General features: G+C 41.1%; 17 protein-coding genes. 11 read left to right on the forward strand and 6 right to left on the reverse strand.

The genetic code is table 11. From position 1 onward, the window contains the following. Nucleotides 1-491, forward strand: a 491-nt coding sequence (locus tag FNH22_RS32240) for a hypothetical protein (RefSeq protein WP_185154506.1), incomplete at its 5' end; no start/stop codon positions are given. A gap of 338 nt (nucleotides 492-829) precedes the next feature. Here the strand turns inward: FNH22_RS32240 and FNH22_RS30295 are convergent. The 3 genes from FNH22_RS30295 to FNH22_RS30305 all read right to left on the reverse strand — a co-directional run bounded on the left by FNH22_RS30295 (nucleotide 830) and on the right by FNH22_RS30305 (nucleotide 3,100). Further along, nucleotides 830-1,630: an endonuclease/exonuclease/phosphatase family protein gene (locus tag FNH22_RS30295; RefSeq protein ID WP_143402291.1), complete on the reverse strand. Its 801-nt coding sequence runs from the start codon at nucleotides 1,628-1,630 to the stop codon at nucleotides 830-832. Nucleotides 1,631-1,847: 217 nt separating this feature from the next. Continuing rightward, the gene (locus FNH22_RS30300) at nucleotides 1,848-2,270 is read right to left on the reverse strand and encodes a VOC family protein (protein ID WP_143402292.1); all 423 of its coding nucleotides are present in this window, start codon (nucleotides 2,268-2,270) and stop codon (nucleotides 1,848-1,850) included. 494 nt (nucleotides 2,271-2,764) lie between these two features. Beyond that, nucleotides 2,765-3,100: a T9SS type A sorting domain-containing protein gene (locus tag FNH22_RS30305; RefSeq protein WP_143402293.1), complete on the reverse strand. Its 336-nt coding sequence runs from the start codon at nucleotides 3,098-3,100 to the stop codon at nucleotides 2,765-2,767. Between the two features lie 582 nt (nucleotides 3,101-3,682). On the opposite strand from FNH22_RS30305, the gene FNH22_RS30310 reads away from it, so the two are divergent. Genes FNH22_RS30310 through FNH22_RS30320 form a run of 3 tightly spaced genes read left to right on the forward strand, consistent with a single transcriptional unit; the run spans nucleotide 3,683 to nucleotide 7,792 of the window. Further along, nucleotides 3,683-5,875 (forward strand): PAS domain S-box protein, encoded by a 2,193-nt coding sequence (locus FNH22_RS30310; protein WP_143402294.1) that lies wholly within the window; start codon nucleotides 3,683-3,685, stop codon nucleotides 5,873-5,875. Then, nucleotides 5,875-6,309, forward strand: a complete 435-nt coding sequence (locus FNH22_RS30315) for a response regulator (RefSeq protein ID WP_143402295.1) — start codon at nucleotides 5,875-5,877, stop codon at nucleotides 6,307-6,309. Before FNH22_RS30310 ends, FNH22_RS30315 begins: the two co-directional genes overlap by 1 nt. A 10-nt stretch (nucleotides 6,310-6,319) precedes the next feature. Then, complete coding sequence (locus FNH22_RS30320) at nucleotides 6,320-7,792, forward strand: ATP-binding protein (RefSeq protein WP_143402296.1); 1,473 nt, start codon at nucleotides 6,320-6,322, stop codon at nucleotides 7,790-7,792. Nucleotides 7,793-7,941: 149 nt separating this feature from the next. On the opposite strand, the gene FNH22_RS30325 is transcribed toward FNH22_RS30320, so the two are convergent. Further along, the gene (locus tag FNH22_RS30325; RefSeq protein WP_143402297.1) at nucleotides 7,942-8,388 is read right to left on the reverse strand and encodes a response regulator; all 447 of its coding nucleotides are present in this window, start codon (nucleotides 8,386-8,388) and stop codon (nucleotides 7,942-7,944) included. Further along, a complete protein-coding gene (locus tag FNH22_RS30330; protein ID WP_143402298.1) occupies nucleotides 8,372-10,639 on the reverse strand; it encodes an ATP-binding protein in 2,268 nt (755 codons plus the stop codon). The genes FNH22_RS30325 and FNH22_RS30330 overlap by 17 nt, the downstream gene beginning before the upstream one ends. A 240-nt stretch (nucleotides 10,640-10,879) precedes the next feature. On the opposite strand from FNH22_RS30330, the gene FNH22_RS30335 reads away from it, so the two are divergent. The 7 genes from FNH22_RS30335 (at nucleotide 10,880) to FNH22_RS30365 (ending at nucleotide 19,526) form a co-directional block, all read left to right on the forward strand. Next, nucleotides 10,880-11,452, forward strand: coding sequence for a biliverdin-producing heme oxygenase (locus tag FNH22_RS30335; protein WP_143402299.1), 573 nt, complete (start codon nucleotides 10,880-10,882; stop codon nucleotides 11,450-11,452). A 453-nt stretch (nucleotides 11,453-11,905) separates the two neighbouring features. Continuing rightward, nucleotides 11,906-13,255: an ATP-binding protein gene (locus FNH22_RS30340; protein WP_185154507.1), complete on the forward strand. Its 1,350-nt coding sequence runs from the start codon at nucleotides 11,906-11,908 to the stop codon at nucleotides 13,253-13,255. A gap of 352 nt (nucleotides 13,256-13,607) precedes the next feature. Next, the gene (locus tag FNH22_RS30345; RefSeq protein WP_143402301.1) at nucleotides 13,608-15,086 is read left to right on the forward strand and encodes a hybrid sensor histidine kinase/response regulator; all 1,479 of its coding nucleotides are present in this window, start codon (nucleotides 13,608-13,610) and stop codon (nucleotides 15,084-15,086) included. Next, complete coding sequence (locus FNH22_RS30350) at nucleotides 15,049-17,433, forward strand: PAS domain S-box protein (RefSeq protein WP_143402302.1); 2,385 nt, start codon at nucleotides 15,049-15,051, stop codon at nucleotides 17,431-17,433. Before FNH22_RS30345 ends, FNH22_RS30350 begins: the two co-directional genes overlap by 38 nt. Beyond that, on the forward strand, nucleotides 17,411-17,773 hold the full coding sequence (locus FNH22_RS30355; RefSeq protein WP_143402303.1) for a response regulator transcription factor: 363 nt from the start codon (nucleotides 17,411-17,413) through the stop codon (nucleotides 17,771-17,773). Before FNH22_RS30350 ends, FNH22_RS30355 begins: the two co-directional genes overlap by 23 nt. Next, nucleotides 17,770-18,420, forward strand: coding sequence for a response regulator transcription factor (locus tag FNH22_RS30360; RefSeq protein ID WP_143402304.1), 651 nt, complete (start codon nucleotides 17,770-17,772; stop codon nucleotides 18,418-18,420). The genes FNH22_RS30355 and FNH22_RS30360 overlap by 4 nt, the downstream gene beginning before the upstream one ends. Before the next feature lie 515 nt (nucleotides 18,421-18,935). Beyond that, nucleotides 18,936-19,526 carry a HAMP domain-containing sensor histidine kinase gene (locus FNH22_RS30365; protein WP_143402305.1) on the forward strand — a complete coding sequence of 197 codons (591 nt, stop codon included), beginning with the start codon at nucleotides 18,936-18,938 and terminating at the stop codon, nucleotides 19,524-19,526. Between the two features lie 58 nt (nucleotides 19,527-19,584). Here FNH22_RS30365 and FNH22_RS30370 read toward each other — a convergent pair whose 3' ends face one another. After that, the gene (locus FNH22_RS30370; RefSeq protein ID WP_143402306.1) at nucleotides 19,585-20,169 is read right to left on the reverse strand and encodes a hypothetical protein; all 585 of its coding nucleotides are present in this window, start codon (nucleotides 20,167-20,169) and stop codon (nucleotides 19,585-19,587) included. Nucleotides 20,170-20,508: the final 339 nt, after the last annotated feature.

The raw sequence follows: 20,508 nt of genomic DNA on the forward strand, positions 1-20,508 counted from the left end.
AGCTCAAGCAGCAAAAGGAATACGGCGACCAATTCACAGCCACAGACACCCTTAACACCACCAAAGCCCAGGCTAATCGTGAATACATGAAGCACGTAAAAATAGCCCGCATCGCTGCCCGCAACGACCGCGGCGCTTTCGAAAGCCTGCAGCTTTCCGGTGATCGTAAGCGTACCCTCTCCGGCTGGCTAAAGCAGGCCAAAGCCTTTTATGCGAACGCCCTGGCCAATGCCGACCTGCTCACCGCCCTGGCCGGCTTCGGCATTACCGAGGCCAAACTCACCGCCGCTCAGCTACAGGTACTGGGTGTAGAGCAGGCCTTTAACCGGCAGCTGCGCGAAAAAGGCGAAGCCCAGGCCGCCACCCAGCACCGTGACGAAGCCTTCGACGCCCTGCAAAGCTGGCTGGCCGACTTCATCGCCGTATCCCGCATAGCCCTGGAAAGTGAGTCCCAATACCTGGAAGTACTCGGCGTAGTACAGCCAGCTTAAGAGAAGTGTAAACACCTGGCCCAGGGGCCGGGTGTTTATGGCTTTTATAGAAGTTGTACTGTGGTCATGGTAGGAAAATTGAAAAGCCTGAAACGTTTGTTATGCGCTTATTCCGATACAATCTAAACCTCTTTATACCAACCGGGCGGACGCCCTAAGCCAGTAATACGACCAGTGTGATAAAATATTGAGGTATCATACCCCAAAAGCTAACTCCAAAGTACATCCGGATTACAAATCCTATTCTTAAATCAGCACGCATGGCGCTATCGCTATATGCGCGCCAGGGGGGCGAAAGTCCTACTCGACTGCGGTATGTTTTTATTCATCCATTTATTCTAAATAGTCAGAATTAACGGACAATGGTCTGAAACTTCTGGTTTGAAAATCACCTTAAAATCCAAAACATTAATATGTTCATTGACTAACATATAATCCGCGTATTTACTTTCCTTTTTGTAATGAGAGTTTCGAGTTCCTTTTTTAGTTCGTGTGGTTACTAAATCGGTTAGTCCAGCCTCGGATAGAATTTTTAAAGTCTCACTATTCGGCTCTACATTAAAGTCTCCGCAAACGACAAGAGCATCATTGTTTTCGGTCAATCCATTTGCAAGTGACAGTAATTTATGTGCTTGAACTGCTCTTTCAGGCGTGTCCATTTTGCCATTTAAGTCTCTTAATCCGTGCATATGTGCTACAACTACAGGTCTGTTTTCTTCATAATCGAACACTTTAATAGCGTGCGCACTTCGAGAACGTGGGTGTTCTCCGTAATCATAAGGTGAATAAGATTTATGTACAAACCCCTGTATTTGTCCGGTTATTGGATGGGTTTTTTGTACAAATGTTGCAAGTCCCCATTGTGAAGGAATTTTAGTATCCCCGTCCCATAATACGCCTTGAGACGCCGGACAAAAAATTCCAATGTGGTCAGGTAATGCAGTTTGAACATCTCGGAAAAGGTTGGCTCGCTGAGAAAGAATGTGGTTTCCGTCTTTGTATGTAAGCCAGTCTTTTCCCGTTTCCGGTGTGTGCACAACCTCTTGTAAACACAGAATATCTGGGTTTTCGTCTGTCAAATAGGGAAGTAATTTATCATAGAGCTTTCCGCCCCATCCATTCAGACACATTATTTTCATATTCTCAAATTTTCTTTTAAATCTCTGCGTTTGTTAAATGTGCATATTCTTGATGAACTTATTTTGGATAGTTCTCATGGTAAAATATTGAGGTATCATACGCCAAAAGCTACCTCTGAAGTACACCCGGATTACAAATCCTATCCCTAAATCAGCACGCATGGCGCTATCGCTATATGCGCACCAGAGGTGCCTGATTGTTGTAGCCGGTTTTTATTCATTCCATTCTTTTTGCGATCCGGTGGTCAGAGTTTAGTTCCAATAAATCCCATAAGTTCCCATATAAATCCTTAAATACGGCTACTGTTCCATAATCCGCTTTTTTAGGCTTTCTAACGAATTCAATTCCTCTGGATGTCATTTTGTTGTAGTCACGCCAAAAGTCATCAGAGTTTAAAAACAGAAAGACTCTTCCACCTGCTTGATTTCCGATAAACTTTTCTTGTTCAGGTTTTGAAGCTCTGGCAAGTAAAACTGTTGTTCCAGTCGAATTAGGCGGCGCAATAACGACCCATCTTTTGTCCTGTTCTGGTTGATAGATATCTTCAATCAAATCAAAATCTAGCTTTTTAGTATAGAACTTGATCGCCTCATCGTAATCTTTTACAACTAATGCAATATGAATTATAGATTGTTTCATTCAGGGATGCTTCTCAAATTGGCTACCATTAGCTAATAACGAAACTATCATTATCGGATTACCAAAACAAACAAAGGTGCTCACCAGCGCCCATCTGGTCGTAGCATAAGCAAAGCGGAGCTACGACCTTACCATAGCCAGGAGCGTCTCGCTCGATCTCTCTCAGTAGACCAACCTTAGGTAAAAGAGGTTTGTTGCTTCCACAAAATGAAAAACGTTAACCTCATGTTATGAGTTTGTCTTCTCAGTACAACATTGGGCTTGTCCTTCAGCGTGACAACAGTTCTGTTTAAACACCATACGAGCGGGAAGTTCTCATCGAGTAGAGACTTAGGACCGCTACGCTTAACCAAAGACCAGGGAGAGTATTCACAAGGTATTTTATCTAGTCTTTCGTAGGGTATGTGAAGGGACAGATTCCTGAAGAAACAAAAAAGCCTGGCCGTATTACCGACCAGGCTTTTACCACCTACTTCACAAAATCAACCTTATCTTTATCGGATCACTACCCGCTTAGTTTTTTGAACGTTTCCTACACTAATCTGTGCCATGTATACTCCTGCCTTCACTTTACCATCAAGTGACAGCGTAGAAGAATAACCCTTTGCCGTACTTTCGTATACCACGGTACCTTCTAAATTGGTGATGTTGATGACTACTTCCTCAGTGCTGTCTGTGCCAGTAATTTCCCAGGTTAATGTAATGGTTTTCTCCCTGGCTTCAGCCTGAAAGTGCTCTACTGAAGTGGGTTGAGTCAAGCTGTTTACATTTGCGTTAGCAGAAGTTAAACTTACTATCATCAGGGCGGTCACTATCAGTATATTTTTCATCTTACTCTCTGTTTCGTTTCTTTCAAATTAACAATACAAAGTTAGGGTACCGATGATTCCTGTATAAGAGCTAAAAGGCGTAATTTTTACTACGCTGTTTTGCTTAGGCAGTGCTACGGTAGATTACCGGAAAGGTCATAATTGAAGTTTAACACGGCAGAGTTGTTACTTTTCGACCGTTGCCAGCTTTATACTGTATAAGTCAAAAATCTTCTTCCATTCACCTTTAAAAACCTGACAATGAACGGGAATTGGTGTTTAACCATCCAAAAAGAAATGTACTGAGGCCTAACTTTTTTATCTTAAAAAACATAGCGATGAGAGAAAGTGGTTTTTGATAAGGGGCTGGCATCTTTCCTTCGGACTTATTCTATCACCGGTATCTCACAATGGCTTGTACACACTTTAGTATAATGATATTGTAGTGATAACAGATACACTGAAGACAGGGATACCGAGCATTTTACCTGCGAGGATGAAAACTCATGCCCCACTTCAACAAAAATTGAACGCTTCTACATGATCTATTGGGGAGTAATCCGGCTCATACAGTTTCATTTTTAAGACAGATCGTCAATAACCATGATATTACTTGACATTAATCTCTTCTACAACACGGCCATTACCCAGGAAGTACTCGGGTGGTCAGGATCAGACTTTTTCAAAGTAGTCTGCCTGTTTGGGCTTCCATTTTTAGGGAGTATCATTGAACACGCGCCGGAAGAAATCAGTCAGCTTAAATCCAAACTGAAGGTATTGACCAAAGAATTAAAAGCCAGTAAAGCGGCACTTACAAAAGAGGTGGAGCAGCGTAGGCAAACGGAGGAAGAACTAAAATTGATCAATAAAGGTTTGGAAACCGTCGTTCGTCAGCGTTGGGATGATTTGAGTAAAGCCAACAGCAAGCTGGCCCAACTCAACGAAATGTTGGAGTCCACCCAGAACCTGGCGGGGATGGGTACCTGGGAAATTGACCTGTTGACACAAGACCTGTACTGGTCTGATAAAGTGTATGAAATTCACGGAATAGCCCCGGGCACCAAGTTAGACACTTCAAAGGGGATCAGTTTTTTTCGCAAGGACTTCCAGCCTGTAATACAGCAAGCTGTGCATAATGCCATTGAAAAAGGAGAGCGCTATAACCTGGAGCTGGTTTTAGTAAACCAGAAAGGAGAAGAGATATGGGTCAATGCCATTGGACTACCTGTCGTCGAAAATGGCAAAACCATCAAGCTAAGAGGCCTTTTTCAGGACATAGACGACCGTAAAAAACTTGAATTTGATGAAAAAAACTTAAAAAGACGACTTGAATACTATATTGAGCACATGCCGGCCGCTGTAGCCATGTTTGATAAAAATATGCACTACCTGGTGGCGAGTAAGCGATGGTATACGGATTATAACCTGGAAGGCCAGGACATCATAGGCCGGCACCACTATGATATTTTCCCTGAAATCAGGCAAATGCCTCACTGGATTGACGATCATCAGCGTGCGTTGGCAGGGGAAGTGATACAAAACAATGATGATCCCTTTGTGCGGGAGGATGGCACCAGGCAATGGCTTAAATACGAGATCTACCCATGGTATGATGAAACCGGGGAGATCGGAGGCATCGGCATGTTCACGGAAGACATAACACCCGAACGTGAGATGATGGAAGCGATCAAACTAAACGAAGAAAAATTCAGATCAGTGGTAGAATATTCTGCTATTGGGATGACACTTGTCTCTACTGAGGGCCGGTTTTTAGATGTAAACCTTGCACTTGGCCGTATCCTTGGCTACAGCCGGGAAGAATTAATGAAATGCACCTTTCAGGAGATCACACATCCGGAAGACCTGGATACAGACCTGCAAAACGTGCAGGACATGATGGACTTAAAGATTAAGAGCTACCAGATGGAAAAGCGCTACCGGCATAAAAAAGGAAAGATGGTCTGGGCCCAACTTAATGTGTCGGCCGCCTATAAAGAAGATGGCAACGTGGCTTTTTTCATTTCGCAGATACAGGATATTACAGAGCGTAAAAAAATTGAAAAAGACCGGCGCAACCTGGAAAAAACATTGGAACGGAAAGTAGCTGAGCGCACCACTCAACTGGAGGTAGCTAATAAAGAGCTGCAGGCCTTTAGCTACAGTGTATCACATGACCTGAGAACGCCTCTTCGGAGCCTGAGTGGATTCAGTAAGGCGCTGATTGAAGATTACTATGGGGACTTAGATGCCACAGCACAGAACTATCTCAACCGGATAGCACAAGCGGCTAACCGCATGGGGCATTTGATCGATGACCTGCTATCGCTGTCTAATGTCTCCAAAAGAGAAGTGAAAAGGCAGGAGCTCAACCTTTCTAAAATATGCCGGGAGGTGATTGACCTCATGCACCCCGAAAGTAAGTTTAACATTTACATTGAGCCCGGGCTCGAGGTGGTGGGAGATAAAAGACTGGTCAAGGTGGTCATGGAAAACCTTTTAGGGAATGCTATTAAGTATGCCGGTAAGATCGCCAAGCCAAAAATAGCAGTTAAAAAATGTACCGAAGAGGGTGAAGAGTGGATCATGGTGCAAGATAACGGAGTGGGCTTTGACATGGAATATGCAGGTAAACTTTTTGTGGCCTTTCAGCGCCTGCACGCGGCCAGCGAGTTTCCCGGTACGGGCATCGGGCTGGCTACAGTGCAAAGAATCATTAATAAACATAATGGAAAAATTAAGGTCTATAGCGCCCCTGACCAGGGGGCAACATTTTATTTTAATCTAAATAATAGTTAATGCAACGAAAACCAATAGTACTTGTAGAAGATAACGATGATGACATCATATTGACTTTGCGGGCCTTTAAAAAAAAGGGGATTGCGAATAATATACTAGTGGCAAAAGATGGTGTACAGGCGCTGGACATTTTGTTTGGAACAGAAGACCAACCCCCTGTACAGCCGGCGCTCGTTCTGCTGGACCTAAAACTGCCGAAACTGGATGGTCTTGATATACTGAAGCGCATGCAAAATAATGAGAGGACAAAAGGACTCCCTGTGGTTATTTTAACCACATCAACGGAAGAAGACGATGTGGTTAAAAGCTATAAACTGGGCGCCAACAGTTACATCAGAAAGCCCGTAGACTTTGATCGCTTTCTGGATGCTATTGGACAACTAGGGCTATACTGGCTTGTATTGAACCAACCACTACCGGAAGATGGATCTTAAATAACACTTTATGAATGATCAAGTAACGATATTGTGCCTGGAGGATGATGAAATGGACTATTCCTTGATTACACATATTTTGGACCAATCTGAATTCAACTTGAGCTGCAGCAGGATACAGACCGAGGAAGAGTTCAGGCATGCACTTCAACATGACCAGCTGGACCTGATCTTAAGCGATCATAACCTGCCGGCATTCAGCGGATTGAAAGCCTTAAGGATTTTGCGTGAATATGATACACAGCTGCCCTTCATCATTGTATCCGGCAGTATAGGCGAAGAGAATGCCGTCAATGCCATGCGGCAGGGTGCCAACGACTATATTCTTAAAGATAACCTGAAGCGGTTACTCCCCGCAGTAGAGCGTGAGATATCGGAATATAAATCGAAAAAGATACAGCGTGAAAACAGGAAAAAGCTGATCATTTCAGAATTAAAATACAGTACCCTGGCGGAGAGTATCCAGGAAGTTTTTTTCGCCTTTGATCATGATTTGAAACTGACGTATTGGAACAAAACGGCAAAATCAATTTTCCAGATGGATAATGTGCTGGGACGTCATATCCATGAAATATTTACCGAGTGGGGCCACAATGGCGCCGTGAGTGTGATCCGTGAAGCGCTTGACACAAATACCAGCAGACCGCTTACTCTTAATCACCACCTAAAGAACAAGGAATTTTTTAGGGGAAAGATCTATCCATGCGTGGACGGCGGAACCATCATACTCCGAAATGTAACCCAGGAAAAACAGCAAAAAGATGAACTATTAAAACTGAACAATGAATTGGAAACCCTCCTCTACAGGATATCTCATGACCTGAGAGGGCCGGTGGCCTCTGTGCAGGGACTGCTAAACTTATCGGAACACGATCCTGACTACGAGCACAAGACATTCATTGGAATGATGAAATTTAATATGAGCCGTTTAGATCAGACGCTTTTTAATTTGCTTAATATCACTAAAATAAAATCTAAAAGTCAGGACCTGGATCAATTTAACGTTTATAAAAAGCTGCAGGAGATCACCCAATCGTTGGTCTTTTTAAAAGGATATGAAAACGTTAAAATCAAGATTGATATAGATAAAAACATTGAGCTGTACAGTGACCCAGCCATATTTGATAGTGTTTGGCAGAACCTGTTGGAAAATACCATTAAATATCAAAAGGAAGGTCAGGTCAATAATGTAACGGTCCGGGTGGAAAAGCAGGATACCATGCTCACTTTTAGTATTAGTGATACAGGCCAGGGCATACGTCGTGACGTGCGCGAAAGAATATTTGACATGTTTTTTCGCGGAAATGAAGGATCCTGTGGCTCTGGGCTAGGCCTGTACATTGTAAGAAGCGCTTTGGGAAAAGTAGATGGCACCATTGAACTGGATCATCGTTATACGAAGGGAGCAAGATTCCGGGTGCACATGCCGCAACTATCTACCAAAAAAATGGAGGTTCCCAAGCGATTAATTTATGATCATTAAGCACTAAATATTTTAGTCAATGATCTCCCCATCAGATAAAATAAGTGAATAAAAAGTCAGTCAGTTCTAACGATTAATGGCTGATAAGGTCGAGTATAAAATGGAAAACGTTCGAACCATTTTATACCCTTATAGTATTAACCTTCCTTTTAACGGTTACCTGCGTTAAGTTGCCCTGAAAAATACTTCTCCAGTATATCCTTTAACATTTCCTGGGTCAACGGTTTGTTTCGATAATCCCGCACAATGTTATACTTCATTGCTTTATTAATATCCCTGGGGTTCGTAGAAGTGGTCAGCATAGCTACCACCGGCCCTCCCTGGATATGTGCCGGCAGTTTGTCATAGGCATCCAGAAATTCCCAGCCATTCATTTGTGGCATGTTTATGTCCAGGAATAGCAGATCAGGTTGAGGGTATGGCTTACCTTCACCGGTATATTTTCCTTTATTCATGAGGAAATCCAGCGCCTCCTGACCGTTGTGACATTCTACCACCTGTTCGGCTACCCCAGCCTTACTGATCACACGTTTATGAAAAAAATTATCATCGATGTCATCATCAATGAGTAAGATGAGTCTAAGTTTGTTTGTCATTTGTTTTTACTATCAATTCATGTAAGCTAAATAAGAAAGTGCTTCCTGTACCCACTTTGGAAGTGATCCAGATCTTGCCGTCAAGATGATCAATTATTTTTCTGCAATGCGCCAGGCCGATCCCGGTACCATCGTATTCATCCTTACCATGTAAACGTTGAAAAAGTAGGAAAACCCTGTCAAAATGTGCTTCTTCCATGCCGATACCGTTATCTTCCACGGAATAGATCCAATGATTACCGGCATGTTTGGCGCTAATACGTATCAGCGGAAGTGCTTCTTCTCGCCGGTACTTTATGGCATTGCTTATTAAGTTTTGAAATAACTGTTTTACCTCGGTTCTATCTCCTTTAATGTCAGGCAAGTCCTTGATATCAATCGTTGTTCGGGTCTCCCGGACCAAAAGATCCAGGTCTTCCATGATCTCACCCAGCACTTCATTGACCGGGACCCACTCTATTTCTCTGTTGTTGCCAAGCCTTGAGTAATCCAACATATCCTTGATGAGTTTTTTCATCCTTCTGGCTGCCAGGTTAACACGTAGCAGATAATGTTTTAACGCTTCGTTTTGGTCGTTTTCCAGTGTTTCAGATAAAAGGTCGAGGTAATTGGTGACGGTCCTTAAGGGCTCTTGCAAGTCATGAGACGCTACATACGTCAGTTGCTCATAGTCATTTTTTATGATCTTTGCTTTTTCAACCTGGCGTTCTACTTCTTTTTTCAGTAAGCCTTCCATGAGTTGCCTGGCTATATCTATGTTGATCTTGTCCCATTGTTTCGACTTGGTGTCTACCTGTACTTTCCATTTTTCGAATGATTTCCTTGGACTCAATCGTAACTCACCATTCGCCTGGAAATCTACTTCATAGGGTTTACTGGGGTCGCCTCCCCAGTGTGAGGTCTCTTTTTGCGATTTTCTAAACCACATGAGAAAGGTATCCTCCCAGGTACTCACACAAACGGACATCATCCCTCCTATTTCTTGCGGTATACTTATGTCTGATGGGAGATCTTTGATGAGGTGGTTCGTAAAAAAAACATCTTTTAGTCCTTCTTTGAAAAGCCATTCCTTGATCCGGATCAATGCTGTTTTACCAGGCGCTGTACCAAAAGAATACATACCTGCATTAGAGGTGATCACCGCGCAGCCGTCAGCTCCACCTATTTCGGTGAGGTCTGGCTTTTTATCAACGAGCTGTACGCCAACGTCAGCAGCAAGGGTAATTTTCTTCAAAATATCAACTTTAAGGTCAAAATAATATTTTGCCTTTTTTTGATACTCTTTTCGGGTGATTTCAACAATTCTTTGTGAAAACGCATTTGCAATGAGTTCGCCTGTTTTGCGCATTTCGTAGGAGATGAAATGAGGTCTGTAATTATGACATGCAATCAATCCCCATAACTCGCTTTCTACAATGATCGCCAGGGTTAAGGAAGCCATTACCCCCATATTTTTAAGGTACTCTATATGTATAGGTGAGGTAGCTCTCGTCTGGGAATACGTGAGATCAAGATGAGGAACAGCGCCCTGTATGCCCGGGTTGAAGCGTAACCAATTATTTTCAAGATGGACGTCATGGATTATTCTGCTCTTGTTAAGCAGAAAAAGGTCACGAGCCATTTTAGGAATGTCCGTGGCCGGGTAGTGAAGACCTAAAAAGGACTCCAGGTGGCTTTCACGCGCCTCACCGACTACATGGCCGTGATGATCATTATCAAACTGGTAAACCATCACCCGGTCATAACCACTGACTTTTTTATAAAGTGATGCGAATTGGTTATAGAGTTTATCTAAATCATTAATCTTATTAAAAGGTTCTGTGACCATACGAATGGCCCTGAAAGTAGATAGCTCACTGGCCTCGTTATTAACTTTAGGCTCGATTTCGAGAAACCGGTAACCGTCATGGATATGCCGGATCAGGTTAAAATATTTGCCTTTTATTTCTATGGGTATAGGATCTATGGAGTCCCAACTATCGTGGTGAGCCATTTCATCATACACATTGATGATGACGTCTGAGGTCCAGTTCTTTACCGGTGTTTGCCACAGGGCGTCTGCGGTCATGTCTAACAGTCCGGGCACATTTTCACTCATAGCCAGTAAATAGTCAGGAGTATTTTGATCGAATGCCAGAAGATAGCCATGCCCTTGAATAGCTATGGGACGGTGAATAGGCTCTACGTCACAGTTTTCCGTTGTGAGTTTAAAGTCCGGGTAAAGTGTTGCTTTGTAGTTTTTATGTTGCATGCTACCTATTCTGTCTGTTTATCATGTTTCCTGCCGAATATAACACTGGAGATCACCTGATTAACACGTTTGAGCAAAAAGCAATCGTAATTTATAACATAAAAATAAACCAACATGTTATTGAATGACAAAATAATGTCAAGTTAATTCAAATAGTAACCGATTATCGCTCTTTCCGACTTCAATGCAGATAAATATTGCATCTATCTCTCAGGTATACATTATATTAGTACTGATAACATGATACTTCAACACATTAGATCTCACACGGCTGACCTCCATAAATCGCTGGAAATGAAACTTAGTGCAAAGCTTTTCACTCCGGATTTAAAGCCGTCGGTATATTATGATCTTCTGAAAGCTTTTTGTAGCGCTTACCGTGCATTGGAACGTGCTGCAGGAAATGTGCCTATGATAGCTAATTTATTGGTCGAGCGATCTAAGATTTCATTACTTGAACAAGATTTACAGCATATAAAGAACCGATTAGAGACTGTAAATGATGATTTTCCTGCCAGCACTCTTCCCAAAACGGATAGTGAGGCATTAAGCCTGGGCATGATGTACGTAATGGAGGGGGCTACGTTAGGTGGGAAACAGATTGTGAATTACCTGGAGCGATTTGCATGGATAGAACTTGAAAACAGCTTGAACTTTTTTAATAGCTATGGTGATGACAGGGGCAAAATGTGGAAAGAATTCATTGAGGTCCTTGAGAAGTATGCCGAAAGCAATCCCTCAGAACGAGACACTATTGTAAAAGGAGCTTACCAGGCTTTTAGTCATATCGATAAAGCCATTACGCGGGTTTGACCCATTGGTCCTTCATTGGCCTTTTAAATGAATATAGTAATGTTCGTTAACGTAAATTAACAGGTCCTTTAAGGCTTTATACTGCTTAAAATAGCTGACAGCAAGCATATTGATCAATTACTTTTATAAATTCCTTACATGCTGAAATAATTCCACAGTGGAGCAAAAACGGAGATAAATTACCTCATTTGAAGCTCATTTGGGCATGTTTCAAGAGTATTGATTAATTAAATCATCAAAAAATTATATTTATTGAGCTGAACCTTACAGCTTCCTATCTGTTGTTTCTGAGCGAAGTAGGATTTCGTAATATTAATTTTTATATTCAAAGTATTGATAAATAAACAGTTAACGATTAAAAACATATAGCCAAGTTCTTTTTAAGAACTACTTTATAAGATCAATTGAATATTTGACCCCAGGATGATTATCATGCTTAATTTAAATATTATCATGTTAAATGAAATTTTCTTTCATCTGTTTAGGTCTGTGATTTTCGAGCAGAATTGTCAGTTGTTATTGTATTGGGCATTGGGCTTGCTCCTTTTTTCAAAAGCAGACCCGGAAGCGATGCAAAGGTCAGTGTTAAAATCAAAAATACGAGTAAAAAAACTGAACAAGTCAGATAAAATAAATACAAAGGCTGTGAGTAGGCATCGTAATGAGAAATTAACCCTGACAAATAAGCAATTGGATCAACATCGCGATCTTTTAGAATTTGCAGCGTGTGAGAGCGGAATGGCTTTATGGGAGGTAGATGTGGTCACACAAGAATTATATGAGTCCGAATCGATCTCCAATTTGTTCAAGATCTCGGTAATGACTGATCCTGGGGCAATACCCTGTATTGGGTTTTTTTGTCAAGACGGTCAGCCGATATTGGAGAACGAATTAAAAAAGGCCCTTGAACAAAGCGAGAGCTACCGCCTTGAACTCATGTTGGCAAACAAAAAAGGAAAGGAACAATGGGTACTGGCAGTAGGGCTACCTGTATTGAAAGATGGGCAAGTAGTAAAACTCAGAGGTTTCTTTCAGGACATTGACCAGCAAAAGAAAGCAAAAATAAAATACCTTGAATCAATTGATCATTTCCAACAACGGTTAAACGAAAGGGAAATTCATCTGAATGTGATCAATAAGGAATTGGAGGCTTTGACATATAGTGTGTCCCATGACTTAACTACCCCTTTAAGAAGTATTAAAGGGTTTAGCCTGGCGATAATAGAGGACTATGATGATGAATTAGCGCCACAGGCGAAAGGCTATTTGCAACGGATCTCGCGTGCTGCCCATCGCATGGAAAACCAGATAAGCGATTTATTATCACTTGTAGAGCTTTCAGAGCAGGAAATAGATCCTGTAACCTTAGATATTTCAAGATTATGTGAAGAGGTCATCACCGGTTTGCAACCGGATAAGAAATTCGATATTTATATTGAATCAGGCCTGACAGCCATAGGAGACCGTAAGCTGATCAGAGTAATGATGGAAAACTTACTCGCCAATGCCGTTAAATTCTCCGCTAAATCCGATAATCCTAAAATTGAAGTTGCCCGGTTTGCTGAAAATAATGAAACTGGGATCATGGTAAAGGACAACGGTGTAGGGTTCGATATGACTTATGCCGGTCGGCTTTTTGGGGCCTTTCATAAACTGCATAAGTCCGATGAATTTCCCGGATCAGGCATTGGATTAGCAATGGTACAAAGGATTATCAATAAACACGAAGGAAGAATATGGGCAAATAGCCAAATAGGAAAAGGAACCACATTTTACATAGTCTTAAAAGACATCCCGCGCTAGAAAAATTGTTATATGTGTAACCAAATAATATTTTGTTACAAACATATAATAAAACATGTTCTTTAATATATTGTTAAGGTTAACACTAATTTATTCCAGGAGTATATAAGTTACACAAGGACATATATCTCCCATGAAGAAATTATGTTGAAGTTTCACACTTTTAATACACAGCTCAACACTTCGATCGACTAAAATTTTTATAGTCGTTTTAACCGCACCAATAGAACAAGGACGCATGGTAATAATGCTCCTGACTCAAAAGACGAGTGCTTGAATGCCTCTGTAAAAGCCTGTAAGGCTGATTGAGTCTTAAAAATTATCGCCTGAAGGCTAACGTAAAGGGATAACCATGAATGATCAAATAAATATATTATGTATTGAAGATGATGAGTCCGATTATACACTGGTAGCTCGTATCCTGGATAAGTCCCGTTTCAATATTGTACATAAAAGGATCCAGTCTGAAAATGATTTTAGACATGCACTGGAACAGGCCAACCTTGACCTGGTCATTTGTGATCATACTATGCCCGGCTTTAATTCCTTGAAAGCGTTGGAGATTTTACGAGAGGTCCATCAAGACCTGCCATTCATCATAGTATCAGGAACCATAGGTGAGGAGGTGGCGGTGGACGCAATGTTACAGGGAGCAGATGACTACATTTTAAAAGATAATATGAAACGTCTGCTCTCGGCGGTGGAACGTGAGGTGGAAAAATTCCAACTAAAGAAAGCCCAAAGACAGGATAAAAAAAGGCTGATCATTTCCGAATTGAAATACAGTTTTTTGGCCGAGAGTATCCAGGAAGTTTTTTTCGCGTTTGATGCAGATCTGATACTGACTTACTGGAACCAGACCGCTAAATCCATATTTAAGATCGAAAATGTAATAGGGCGCCATATCAGGGAAGTATTTCCCTCATGGTATCATAATGGTGTGATAGACCTGTTTCTGGAGGCTCTGGAACTAAATATATCCAAACCTGTAGCTTTTAATCATAAGCTGGGGAGAATGGAATTTTTCAAAGGAGATATATTTCCTTCAATGGACGGTGGGACGGTTTTATTAAGAATGGTGACGGAAGAGAAACAGAATGCGGAGGAAATGATGAAGCTTAACACCGAGCTGGAGACATTGCTATACAGGATCTCTCATGATTTGAAAGGACCTGTTGCTTCTGTCATGGGTTTATTAAACCTATTGCAAAAAGACCCTGATTTTGACCTTAAAAAGTTCATTTACATGATGAGCACAAACATGAAGCGACTGGATCAAACATTGGTCAGGCTTTTAAATATCACCAAGGTCAAAGCAGGGTCAGAGAATTTAGCACGTATGAATGTATTTTCAGAGTTGCAAGAGATTATCGATGCCCTGGTTTTTCTGGAAGGATTTGAAAATATAAAAATAAAGTTAGACCTGGACAAAAGCCTGGAGATCTACTGTGATCCCTCCATATTTAGTTGTGTCTGGCAAAACCTTTTGGAAAATGCCATTAAATACCGGCAAGTGGGGAGAGTGAACCAGGTGACGATACAGGCTTCAGAGAACAAAACCGGACTGTCCTTCTGTATTACGGACACAGGGCAAGGGATTGACCCTTTGGTACACAGAAATATTTTTGACATGTTTTTCCGCGGAAACGAAGAGTCTGACGGCTCAGGATTAGGGCTTTACATTGTAAAAAATGCACTTAATAAAATAAATGGGACAATACGCATTGACAAAAGCTACAGCAAAGGCGCAAAGTTCCACATTTATATACCTCAATTTATAAAATCAAAGATGAATGAAGACGAAAAGCAACTTTATGATTACAGAAGATGAAATCGAAGGTGTGCAAAGTGACGCTATTCGAGTTCTTGTGATCGAAGATTCGGAAGATGACTATGAGTTGATGATCCGGCATATTAAAAAAGCATATGCCAACGTCACTTCCACCAGAGTAGAAACAGCAGATGAGCTGTCCAATAGCATACAAAAGCAGTCTTGGGAGTTGGTCATCAGCGATAATACTCTCCCTGGTTTTAATGCTCCCGAAGCATTAAAACTGGTTAGAAAAAGTAATAAAATTGTACCCTTCATTATAGTATCCGGTACCATTGGAGAAGAGGCGGCGGTGAATGCCATGCTGTCAGGGGCCAATGATTATATGCTGAAAAGTAACCTGTCCAGGCTCTTACCGGCCATAAAACGCGAAATGCGTGAATATCAAAACCAATTGGAACGTCAACAGATGGAAAAAAAACTTTTCCAAAGTGAAACGAATTATGCCCTGTTAGCAGAAAATGTACATGATCTGGTCTGCCTGCACGACCCTACAGGCAAATACCTTTGGGTTAGCCCATCCTCCGGAAAAATATTGGGCTATTCATCGGATGAGCTAAAAGCCAGAGGCCCTTACAATGGACTGCATCCAGAAGATGATGCAAGGATAAGAAATAAAGCTTACAGCCGTTTTAGCTCAGGCGAACATACAAATGCTATTCGGTTTGAGTATCGCAGGAAAAGAAAAGATGGGAGCTATATACACCTTGAAACCATTGCCAAACCTGTATTTGAAGGTCAGGAACTCATCCGTATCGTGAGTACCAGCCGTGATATTACCAAGCAAGCCACTGCCTATCGATTACTGGATGAAAACAGGGCAAGGTTAAAAGGTGTTCTGGAAAGCCTTTCAGAAGGGATCGTACTGGTAGATAATGACGAAAACATCATTCTTTCAAATCCAAGTGCAAATCAAATACTGGGACTTGGCGATTATCATACACGAGTAAATGATGATCTGGATACAGGTTCTGATTACATACGGAATTATCCTGAACCTTTAAAAAAGAAAAATATTCCATACATCAACCAGATTAGGAAAGGAAAGGCCCAATACAATCAGATCATTGAAGGTCAACATGGGGATAACGCCCAATGGCTTTCCATGAATGCTGTGCCTTATACTATACCCGGTCTGAAAAAAGGAATGGTAATATCCTTTCAGGATGTGACCGACCAGATCAACAACCAGGAAAAAATAAACCGGCTGGCATCGGAATTAATAAGCTTGATAGAAAATGCCAATGCACCTGTTTTTGGTATAAGTCCGGATGGAAAGATTACAGAATGGAACCGCTTTACCACAAAAATTACCGGGTTTGGAAAAAAGGCCGTTATCGGAAAAAAGCTCACCGGCCGTTTCATTTTGAAAGGCTACCAACAAGAATTACAGCAGCTTTTACAAAAAGTGCTTAAAGGAGCGAACATTACCAATTATGAACTCCCCATTGTCACGGAGAAGGGAGAGATCGTTACCATATTGGCCAATTTTATGCCCAGAAGAAATTATAAAGGAGAGGTAACAGGGGTAATAGGGGTAGGACAAGATATCACTGAGCTGATCGAATACAGGGAGCGACTGGAATTAAAAGTCCAGGAAAGGACCCTGGAGCTGTCCAAAGCTTTAAAGAAAGAAAAAGAGCTGGTAGAGATGAAATCCAGGTTTGTTTCCATTGCGTCGCATGAATTCAGGACCCCACTTTCCACGATAAAGTTTGCTACGGATTTCCTGGGTAAATACAATGGAACGATCAACACGGAGATCATTCATGAGAAGTGTTATAAAATCAATGAGCAGGTGAAACATATGACGTACCTGCTGGATGATGTATTAACCGTTGGGAAGAGTCAGGCGGGGGTGATCAAAATCAACCCTAAGCGAATAGAGTTCACGGCTTTTTTCAAGGCTGTTTTCTCAGAAGTAGAAAATCAAATGAACAATAGCCATAAAATTTTTCAAACCATCACTACCGATACTGAAGTGATGTATATGGACGAGAAGCTCTTAAGAAATATATTGACTAACATTCTTACCAACGCTATTAAATTCAGCCCCGGCCGGGAAAAGGTCGAAGCCAAAATTATTGCCCAACACAGAACATTGAAGATTATGGTGCAGGACTGGGGTACCGGCATTGACGAAAAAGACAGCAAAAAAATATTTGAACCTTTTGAGAGGGGGACCAACGTTCAATCCATCCAGGGAACAGGGCTGGGATTGTCGATCGTAAAAAAAGCTGCAGAACTTTTGCGAGGGACTGTTGAAATGGAGAGCAGATTAGGAGAAGGGACTAAAATTAAAATAACACTACCTATTCAAATCCATGAAAAAAATATTGATCGTTGATGATACCGAAGATATTCTTGAAGAATTAAGCGACATCCTGGAAATGGAAGGATACCAGGTGTCGAAAGCAGATGACGCAAAAAAGGGTTTTGAACTGATCAATCAGGAAACTCCTGACCTTATTATAACAGATCCTTTCACACGAAATATTGACGGGTTTTCCTTCCTGGAGCAAGTAAAATTATCAGGGAAATATGTTACGATACCGGTAATTATCCTTTCAACAGATAGCAACAACATAACAAAAGAAAGAGCATTTACCCTCAATATAGAAGACTATCTTCAAAAGCCATGCGGAGCGGATAGCCTGATAGCCGCGGTACAAGCGGTGGTGGGATGACAAAACTCAAAGTTCTACTGGTAGATGATCATAGATTAGTTCTTGAAGGAATAGCTTCTATGCTTGAGCATTTACATTATATTACTATCATAGGAAAGGCATCAAGTGGAGAGGAAGCCATTAATCTGTGTGAAGAACAAACTCCAGACGTTGTTTTGATGGATATCGTTATGCGGGGAATGGACGGCATAGAATCTACCCGCTGGATAAAGGAATATAAAGAAACAATTAAGGTTATCCTGCTTTCCAGCGAGGTAAATGAAGAATATGTAAGGCGTGCAATGAAGGCAGGCGTACATGGTTATTTGCTCAAAGACGTGCCGAAGTCCGTACTGAACGAAGCTTTACTTGAAGTAATGGAAGGAGGAAAGTATTTTGCCGGACCAGTAAATAAGATCATACTGGACACTTACAACAAAAGACGGCTTACCAAGGGCTCAAAGAAAACTACTACCTTAACACGTAGGGAAAATGAAGTGTTGAAACATGTAGCTCAGGGGAAAAAAAATCAAGAAGTCGCCAAAGATCTGTCTATTAGTGTAAAAACCGTAGAAGTGCATAAGTCAAAAATACTTTCTAAACTTGGGCTAAAGAATTCTGCCGATCTCATATTGTACGCAATAAAAAATAAGGTGATAGAACTTTAAGTAAAACGTGAGTTCAGGATAACCTTATAAAAGTAATGTAAGCCTTTTCATAATAAAGGTAGAGGGAGGTACTGAAATCATCATATTCAGGAGATTGCAATAATTGTCCAACCCAAAATCTCACAATGAATTGTGTTTACAAATAAGGTTTTACTTCTTTAAGGCCCATAAGAGTATTCCCTGATTGCTGTAGCTGAGTTCGTCAGCCCTCAATATTAATAAGAGCGTTGGCATCTTTTTTCCTTGATCATAACCTGCTGCTGGCCAGCATTATTTGCATTAAGTATATCGTATTCTGCAAAAAGCCCAAGGTCAAATTTAGGCATGGTTTCATGTACGCTTTTCAGGGTAATTTCAGGAATAACCCGCATATATAAATACGAGTTTATTTGTTATTTAAAGTAGTGAACTTACCAGAAGGTATTTCGGCTGAGACTGGTTTACCAAAAAAGTATAACTTCTCTTGAAGTACATAGAAAGCAATATTAAATGTGAGTTAAGAAGAAAAAGAAAGAATGAATCAAGAGTTAAAGAAGGACGACAGCCATAGCAGGCATTGGACGTTGAAATTAGAAAGGGGCTCCTCTATATTTAATTCCGGATCAGATATAGGCCAAACATTGAGGAAATTAAATGAAGCCCCTGGCCAAACTCATGCAGACACCATATATGAATTTATCGATTTTCAGAAATTGTTAAGTAAAGTTGTCAAACAAGCCCATGTCCTGGCGTATGATCAATTGGAGGTAGCGGTATCCATAGAACAGCCTTATGCCTTTTACGGAGACCTTAATAACATCGAAAGGGCTTTACTGCACCTCATATTTGGAGCAATAAACAGTTTAGATCCGGGTAAAAATGAATGTATCGTTGACATTGATATCGATGTCGGTAGGGAGGAAACTATGATAGAAATTGTAGATAATGGAAAGGGCAATATCCCTAATTACCCTTTTGTGAAAAGTGATAAAGGGAGTAGTCTTTATTTGGAGCCTGTCATCTCCTGTATAAAACTGTTTTCCGGCCAGTTAAATATTCGCTCGTCTCCGGGAGTAGGTTCACACATAGTTTTGAGAATTCCCTCTAATCAGGAGAAACAGATCTGAGATACTGTTGTAAAAGATGTGTTTACCCTTGCGTTGTAGTATGACTAATTTTCTTTTACTACCGGCCTGTTTTACATTCATAGGTCGCTTCGGTCAAAAGTGGTTTTATTTTATCCCAGTCCATACGTAATTCGCGGGCAAGTGCATCTAAAGCCCGAGCCGATCTATTGTTCTCTTCCCAAATTTTCAAAGCGTAGGTACAGCGCAGTGTTTGCGCACAAGCGTTGTCCACGTGAAGGTTACATAAGGTAAGAAGGTCTTTGAAAACCTCATTGAACTGTTCGTGGATCATTGAGTGAAACAGAACCTGCTTATCATCTTTCAGAATGTAGCTACGATCATTTAATGGCTTCACCAATTGATAATTCTTTGCAATTAACCTTTTTAAGCCATCGTTCAGAGGTATAGGCTTTCTGTACCACTCAAATAAAAATTTATAGCATTCCACATGATGTACCTCGTGCCACCTGCTTTCCAGTATGTCTACTATTGACAAACCAAAATAGGCCCCACTGGCGATGGCTGTCTGCATCACCGCATATTTCTTTTTTTGCAGTCCCTTAGCCTGATCAATATGAATGTTCAGCGTATCTATAAATTTTAGAAACACTGACCATTTAATAGGGGTTGAACTAATATTCATGGCTGATAATGGTTAAACCTATCGAGATGATTCAGCTCTCAATACTATTCGGTGAAATGAAATAGGTGCCAGGTGTATCCTTATTCCTGATCACATGCCGTCTATTTGATCCCTTTTTTATCACAGGCAGGATCTTTTATTGTTCAAAAAAAAGATTGTTTAGAATGTTTCTAAAATGGTATGCTTAAGATGAACGGTTAATTCATGCCATGAACTCCACATTTAAGACCATACAGGCGGGATTATTCAGTATTTGATCGCTTTTAAGTCAGAGATGCTCTCCGTGATAGACTAATTGCAGGCTGTCTATGACCTTTGTACACTGGCCTGTTGCATTTA

It is taken from the genome of Fulvivirga sp. M361 (assembly GCF_007097395.1).
Taxonomy (GTDB): Bacteria; Bacteroidota; Bacteroidia; order Cytophagales; family Cyclobacteriaceae; genus Fulvivirga.